This is a genomic window from Luteibacter sp. (genome assembly GCF_051958795.1).
In the GTDB taxonomy this organism is placed as follows: domain Bacteria; phylum Pseudomonadota; class Gammaproteobacteria; order Xanthomonadales; family Rhodanobacteraceae; genus Luteibacter.
In genome coordinates this window covers 1-6,512 of record NZ_JBQCFT010000046.1, presented here as the reverse complement: position 1 = coordinate 6,512, position 6,512 = coordinate 1, and the positions used below count along the sequence as shown (strand labels likewise).

Annotated in this window: 7 protein-coding genes; 5 read left to right on the top strand and 2 right to left on the bottom strand. The window is 64.6% G+C overall.

What is annotated here, in order from left to right; genetic code table 11:
- Positions 1–58: 58 nt before the first annotated feature.
- Entirely contained in the window at positions 59–1,174 is a 1,116-nt protein-coding gene (locus tag ACTHLF_RS02635; protein ID WP_440324608.1) for a hypothetical protein, read from the bottom strand.
- Between the two features lie 26 nt (positions 1,175–1,200).
- Here ACTHLF_RS02635 and ACTHLF_RS02630 point away from each other — a divergent pair, with 26 nt between their 5' ends.
- The 3 genes from ACTHLF_RS02630 to ACTHLF_RS02620 all read left to right on the top strand — a co-directional run bounded on the left by ACTHLF_RS02630 (position 1,201) and on the right by ACTHLF_RS02620 (position 3,498).
- Positions 1,201–1,572, top strand: a complete 372-nt coding sequence (locus ACTHLF_RS02630; protein WP_440324606.1) for a hypothetical protein — start codon at positions 1,201–1,203, stop codon at positions 1,570–1,572.
- A 121-nt stretch (positions 1,573–1,693) separates the two neighbouring features.
- The gene (locus tag ACTHLF_RS02625; protein WP_440324604.1) at positions 1,694–3,274 is read left to right on the top strand and encodes a Gfo/Idh/MocA family protein; all 1,581 of its coding nucleotides are present in this window, start codon (positions 1,694–1,696) and stop codon (positions 3,272–3,274) included.
- Positions 3,271–3,498, top strand: a complete 228-nt coding sequence (locus ACTHLF_RS02620; protein WP_440324610.1) for a DUF3820 family protein — start codon at positions 3,271–3,273, stop codon at positions 3,496–3,498. The genes ACTHLF_RS02625 and ACTHLF_RS02620 overlap by 4 nt, the downstream gene beginning before the upstream one ends.
- A gap of 16 nt (positions 3,499–3,514) precedes the next feature.
- Here ACTHLF_RS02620 and ACTHLF_RS02615 read toward each other — a convergent pair whose 3' ends face one another.
- The gene (locus ACTHLF_RS02615; RefSeq protein ID WP_440324602.1) at positions 3,515–4,585 is read right to left on the bottom strand and encodes a LacI family DNA-binding transcriptional regulator; all 1,071 of its coding nucleotides are present in this window, start codon (positions 4,583–4,585) and stop codon (positions 3,515–3,517) included.
- Between the two features lie 264 nt (positions 4,586–4,849).
- On the opposite strand from ACTHLF_RS02615, the gene ACTHLF_RS02610 reads away from it, so the two are divergent.
- Both ACTHLF_RS02610 and ACTHLF_RS02605 read left to right on the top strand, forming a co-directional pair.
- Complete coding sequence (locus ACTHLF_RS02610; protein ID WP_440324601.1) at positions 4,850–6,043, top strand: Gfo/Idh/MocA family protein; 1,194 nt, start codon at positions 4,850–4,852, stop codon at positions 6,041–6,043.
- The coding region (locus ACTHLF_RS02605) for an MFS transporter (RefSeq protein WP_440324599.1) at positions 6,040–6,512 on the top strand (473 nt) is incomplete at its 3' end. The genes ACTHLF_RS02610 and ACTHLF_RS02605, both read left to right, overlap by 4 nt.

The following is a 6,512-nucleotide window of genomic DNA, read 5'->3' as shown; positions in this document are numbered from 1 at the left end:
TAGCCCTCTCGATGCCTTTGCAGTGAACCTCAGTGCGCACTGCGCCGATCCGCAGCCGTCAGTCCAGGGACTGGAGTTGAGCCTTCATCGTTCTAAGCCACGGCTTGAGCCGTTTGAGATCGTCGAACACCTTGAGGTCGTCTTCGAACCACCGCACGTGCTCGTTCAAGTCCCGAATATAGTCGTTGAGGACACGCTTGATGATCTTCGGCGATGTCGATCCTACCGGGGTCATGCCACAACGCATCTGGAAACCCGCGTCCACTTCAAATAGCTCCATCTCGAGGTCCTGTACCTGGTCCTTCAGGATCTTGTTCCACCGCTTAAGACGCTGCTCGCTCGCGCCCTGCAGCGCAGCCTGGTCGATGTGCTCCAGCTCAAGCTGGATCTCGAGGAGATCGAGCAGGCTGCGCTTTGCGTAAGCGCCGTTGACCCGCTGCATCAGCGCGGCCTTGCGCTCGCGCTCGGCCGGATCGGCCTCCCGATCGGGGTGGAGTGCACTCGCCAGCTTGCGGTAGACCTCGCGTAGTGACAGGTGGACTTCCGCCTCCTCCGCGAGAGCACGCTCCTCGGCCTTCGAACGCTTTGGGGCTTTCTTGCGTTCCGCATGGTAAGCCGCCCTCGCCTGGCTGCGCTGCTGTTCAGCCCGCTCCTCCTCGTCGAGCTGCTCCTGGAGATAGCGCATGACATCCTCTGGCGAACGCATGTCGATCTCGGGAGGGATGTCAAAGGCAAACACTTCCTTGAACGAGCTCCTGAGGCTTTCCTGGATTGCGGCCTCGGTAGCCGGGTCAGCCGGATCGGGTGCGTTGTAGCGGTCGAAGATTTCGGCGACCACGGGGTCGTCTGTCGACTCAAGCACCTGGTCGGCGATGTGGCTGATGAGGTCGGCGATGATGTTCCGCTCTGCCTTGGTGAGGCCCTTCATCTCGTGTGATTGATCGAGGCGCAGGATCAGTTGCGTGCGCACCTCGTCGAACTTGCGCCGTTGCGGAATGTACTCACCGTTATACCTGCGGTTGAATTCTTCGCTATAGGCCTCCCACTCGGCCAGCGTTGCCCGGCGCTTCCTGATTTTTTCGACCAGCATGTTGAAGGATTTCTGGCCCTTCGATACCGGCTGCTGGCTTTCGATCACAGGTCTTGCGTCGGTGGCTATCGTTTTCTTGGCCATGGGGCGGTAACGTCATTGGGCGGGTAATGGCAATCATTCTATCGCGCCCTTCACGCGCTCCCTCACTCCTCTTCTCCACCGCGTTCGCGGCGGTGGTGGGTTCGCAAGTGGCGACGGCCCTGACCGGCGCGGTCTTCGGGCCGGCGCTGGTGGCACACCTGATGTACGGCACCGGTCGCGCGAATCTTGCACAAGGCGCGGTGTTCGCATGTCAGGGCCTCGAGGCCGCGCTCAGTCCGGCCCTCGGAGGCTGGATGGCCGAGCTATACGGCTTTACGCCAGCCTTCCTCTGCCTCGGTACGTTCTCCGCCTTCGCCGTTGCCATCTGGCTCTTCGCAAGGCCTGAACTCGCGGGCACGGCGCTCGACAGCTCGACCACTCACGGCAGGTCGCGCTGATCACGTCGCGATTGGATCGATTGAATCCCAGCGCGATATGCGATATGAACTCCAACTGCCTTCCTGGACCCGGGCTTCGTCCCGACCGCTTCCTGATAGCCAAACGGAGATCGCAGCGCATATGTCGGACAAATCGAAGCTCGATAACGAGACGCCGTCCCCAGTCACCGGGGAGGCAACGGACCAGACTCAGGGGAACATCAAACTCTCCCGTCGCAACTTCCTCGCCGGCACGGCCCTTGCCGCCACCGGCCTGCTCATCGTGCCCCGCCATGTGCTGGGCGGAGTGGGCCACACGGCGCCCAGCGATCGCCTGAACATTGCGGGCGTCGGCGTCGGTGGCATGGGCGGCAACAACATCCGCGCCCTGGCGAGCGAGAACATCGTCGCCCTGTGCGACGTGGACTGGGGCTACACAGATAAAAACTTCCGCAAGATGTTCGACGGCATCGGCCAGGCCCAGGCCCGGCTCGACAAGGCGACGACCGCCAAGAGGCGTCTCGAGATCCAGCAGCAGATCGCCCTGACGAAGCAGCTTGCCAAGAAGTACGACTCGATCAAGCGCTACACCGATTTCCGCCGGATGCTCGAGGAGCGGAAGGATATCGACGCGGTGGTCATTGCCACCCCGGATCACCTGCACGCCACGATCGCCAGCGCGGCGATGGCCCTCGGCAAGCACGTCTACGTGCAGAAGCCGCTGACCTGGTCGGTCTTCGAAGCGCGCGAAATGGCCCGCAAGGCCCGGGAAAACCCGAAGCTCGCCACGCAGATGGGCAACCAGGGCCATTCGACCGACGACACCCGCCTGATCCGCGAATACATCGATGCCGGCGCGATCGGCGAAGTGCGCGAAGTCCACGCCTGGACGAACCGCCCGCTGGGCTATTGGCCGCAGGGCATCCCGCGCCCGCAGCCCGTGGCCGCGCCCTCCGCCACGAGCTGGGACATGGATGCGGTGAATGCCCGCCTCGCCAACGCCATGGCGGGCAATTACCCGAAGCCGCAGGGCCTGGAATGGGATCTGTTCCTCGGCCCCGGCCCGGAAATCGACTATCACCCGCTCTATCACCCATTCAACTGGCGTGGCTGGGTCGACTGGGGCATGGGCGCCCTCGGCGACATGGGCGCGCATCTCATCGATTCGCCGTTCTGGTCGCTGGACCTCGGCTTCCCGACCTCCATCGAAACCGTCTCGACGCCGTTCAACAATGCCTCGTACCCCACGGGCACGATGACGTACTACGACTTCCCCGCCCGTGGCGACAAGCCGCCGGTGCGGCTGACCTGGTACGACGGCAACTTGCTGCCGCCGGGGCTGGAAGCGCTGGGCGCCGGCCAGATGCATGATGGCGGCACGCTCTACGTCGGCAGCAAGGGCAAGCTGGTGCACGAAACCTACGGCGACAACCCGCGCCTGCTGCCGCAGTCCCTTCAGGAGTCGGTCGGTACCCCGCCGCAGAAGTACACGCGCATCACGACCTCGCACGAAATGAACTGGGTCGATGCGTGCAAGGGCAAGGGCAAGACCACGTCGCCGTTCGAGTACGCGGCTCAGCTGACGGAAGTGATGCTGCTCGGCATCGTCTCCCTGCGGGCGGGGCATCGCATCGAGTACGATGCGCAGAACATGCAGGTCACCAATATTCCGGAGGCCAACCAGTTCCTGCGTCGCGACTACCGTGCAGGCTGGACGCTCTGAAACCGGAAGACCTCAAGAGCCTGGTGACGGTCGCCATGCCGTACGGGAAGTACAAGGGTCGGCTTATCGCCGACCTTCCCGGTGCCTATCTCGCGTGGTATGCCCGAAAGGGCTTTCCGAAAGGGCAGCTGGGCACCCTGCTCGCCCTGGCGCTCGAGCTCGACCATAACGGGCTGAAGGGTTTGCTGGATCCGTTGCGCACGGGGCGATTCCCCGCGCGCTGACACCGACAGCGCGAAGCTAAGCAGCTCGGTCCCTGCGCGGCCCTGTGGAGCCACGCACGACCAGCTCGGCCGACAGCACCCGCTTGCGCGGCGGTACCTCGGGGTCGTTGAGCAGCTCGATCAGCATGGTCATCGCTTCGCGCCCCAGCGCGTTCTTCGGCTGCGCCACGGTCGTCAGCGAGGGCGAGGTGTAGCGCGAGAAGCGGATATCGTCGAAGCCGACTACCGAGACGTCTTCTGGCACGCGCAGGCCCCGCGAGATCAGGGCTCGCATCGCGCCGATCGCCATCTCGTCGTTGGAGCAGAACACCGCGCTGAACGGATGGCCCTGCGAGAGGAACAGTTCGATCGCGCGTTCGCCCGCTTCGATCGAGAAATCGCCCACGGCGCTCAGCGCCGGATTGAAGATCAACCCTGCCCGCTCCAGGGCAAGGTGATAGCCCTGTTCGCGATCCACGCAGATCGGGCTGGAGGCGGGCCCTGCGATGAAAGCGATATCGCGGTGGCCGAGGGTCACGAGGTAGTCCACAGCGTTGGTGGCCGCGGCGACATTGTCGATGTAGACGCTGGAGATCGCGCTGTCCTTGACGTATTCGCAGGCGTTCACCACCGGCAACCGGCCCTCGAACGGGATGGACGGTATGCGGTGGAACATCGTGACGATGCCATCCGCCTGGCGGGCGGCGACCATGACGGCATACGCCTGCTCGCGGACCAGGTTGCTCTGGGTCTCGCCCAGCAGCACCGAGTAGCCAGTCTCGTAGGCGACCTGCTCGATGCCGCGGATGACCTCGGAAAAGAACGGGTTGGAGATGTCGGGCACCAGGGCCACGATCAGCCGGGTGCGCGCCGTGCGCAGGTTGCGCGCCAGCGCGTTTGGCGTGTAGCCCAGGCGCTTGACCACCTCGTGGATGCGCAGACGCGTTTCTTCGCTGACGATCTCGGGACGCTGGAGGGCGCGCGACACGGTCGCGACCGACACGTTGGCGATTGCGGCGATCTCCTTCACCGTTCGCACGCGTACAGGCTGCGGCGCAGCATTCGCCGGAACGCCTTTCTTTTTCCGCTTGCCGCCCTCCGAACTCACGTGATCCATCCCTCTCTTTTGTGCAGCGCAATGTAATGGATTACATGAAATCGTTGCGTAGGCGTTTATCCATCTGTTACATATCTTTGCATGTTCGGACCGCCCTGCGACAGCGCGGTCCATGGGGCTATACCTTTCCAACCATGTGACACGATCCAACGCCGATGCCCTGCGAAATGTAATCGAATACATTTGCGGGCGGAGGTACATCGGGGGATAAATGGCAGGCCAGTCGACCACGACAAGCGCCAGGACGGTAAACCGATGAAATCACTCGGCATGGGGCTCGTAGGCCCCGGCTTCATCGCCGCGCACCACCTCGACGCCGTACGCCGCCTGGGCAACGTCCAGATCGTCGGCATCGCCGGCTCCAGCCTTGAATCCGCGCGCAAGCGCGCACGGGAACTCGGAGTCGCGCAGGCCTACGGCAGTTACCAGGAGTTGCTGGCCGATCCCGCCGTCCAGGTGATCCACAACACCACGCCCAACCATCTCCACCGCGAGGTGTCACTGGCGGCACTGCGCGCCGGCAAGCACGTCATCTCCGACAAGCCGCTGGCCGCCATGATGCCGGAGGCCCGCGAGCTTTACGAAGCCGCGCGCGACGCCAGGCTGGCCCACGTGGTGACCTTCAACTACCGCGGCTATCCGCTCGTGCAACAGGCGCGCGCGATGATCGCCAAGGGCAAGATCGGCCCCAGCGTGTTCGTGCACGGCTGCTACCTGCAGGATTGGCTGACCGATGAGCGCGCGTATACCTGGCGCCTCGACCCCAAGCTCGGCGGTGCCAGCTCCGCGCTCGGTGACATCGGCTCGCACTGGTGCGACCTGGCGGAGCACGTCACCGGCGCGCGTATCACCGCCGTGCTGGCCGACCTGCACACCGTGGTCCCCGTGCGCGAAGTGCCCGCCACCTCGGCCAAGGCCTTTGCGGGTGCGACGAAGAAAGCCACGCAGAAGCGCAAGATCACCAGCGAAGACCTCGCCACCGTGCTGCTGCGTTTCGACAACGGTGCGCGCGGCTGCGTCACGGTCGGCCAGGTGCTTCCCGGCCACAAGAACGACCTGCGCCTGGAAGTGAACGGCCGCGAGGCCTCACTCGCCTGGCGGCAGGAACAACCCAACGAGTTGTGGATAGGGAACGCGGCGAAGCCGAACACCGTGCTGACCCGCGACCCGTCGCTGCTCGATCCCGCCGCACGCGGCTACGCGCACCTGCCGGCGGGCCATCCGGAAGCCTGGGCGGACGCGTTCCGCAACGTGATCGCCGACGCCTACGACTGGATCCGTCGCGGCGCGACCGCGTCGACGAAGCCAGCCGCACTGCCCACGTTCGCCGACGGCTACCGCAATAGCCTGGTCGTGGACGCAATGCTCAAGAGCCATGCCGCCGGCGGCGTCTGGCAGTCGATCGAAGACCCTCTCGAATCCACCCGTACCACGAGGAAACGCGGATGAAATGGCGCCTTAGAATCATGATGCTGTTCGAGTTCGGGATCTGGGGCGCGTGGTACGTCACGGTCGGTACCTGGCTCGGCAAGACGCTGCATTTCACGGGTACGGAGATCGGTGCCGTCGCCGGCACCACCGCCATCGGCGCGATCATCTCGCCGCTGTTCGTGGGCCTGCTCGCCGATCGCCTGTTCGATACGCGCCGCGTGCTCACCCTGCTGCACCTGCTCGGTGCCGTCCTCCTCGCGGTCGCGGCGCAGCAGACCACGTTCGCGATGGTCTACGTGCCGCTGCTGGCCTACAGCCTCTGCTACATGCCGACACTGGCCCTCACCGCCTCGCTGGCCATGCGCCACATCCGTGATCCGCAGGAAGAGTTCGGTGCGATCCGCGTGTTCGGCAGCATCGGCTGGATCCTGGTCGGCCTGGCGGTCGGCGCATGGGGCGTGGAAGCCACGGCATCGCCGCTGCTCCT

Coding starts and splice junctions, on each gene's coding strand:
- ACTHLF_RS02625 (WP_440324604.1), top strand. CDS start 1,694: ATGTCGGACAAATCGAAGCTCGATAACGAGACGCCGTCCCCAGTCACC.
- ACTHLF_RS02610 (WP_440324601.1), top strand. CDS start 4,850: ATGAAATCACTCGGCATGGGGCTCGTAGGCCCCGGCTTCATCGCCGCG.
- ACTHLF_RS02630 (WP_440324606.1), top strand. CDS start 1,201: ATGGCAATCATTCTATCGCGCCCTTCACGCGCTCCCTCACTCCTCTTC.
- ACTHLF_RS02635 (WP_440324608.1), bottom strand. CDS start 1,174: ATGGCCAAGAAAACGATAGCCACCGACGCAAGACCTGTGATCGAAAGC.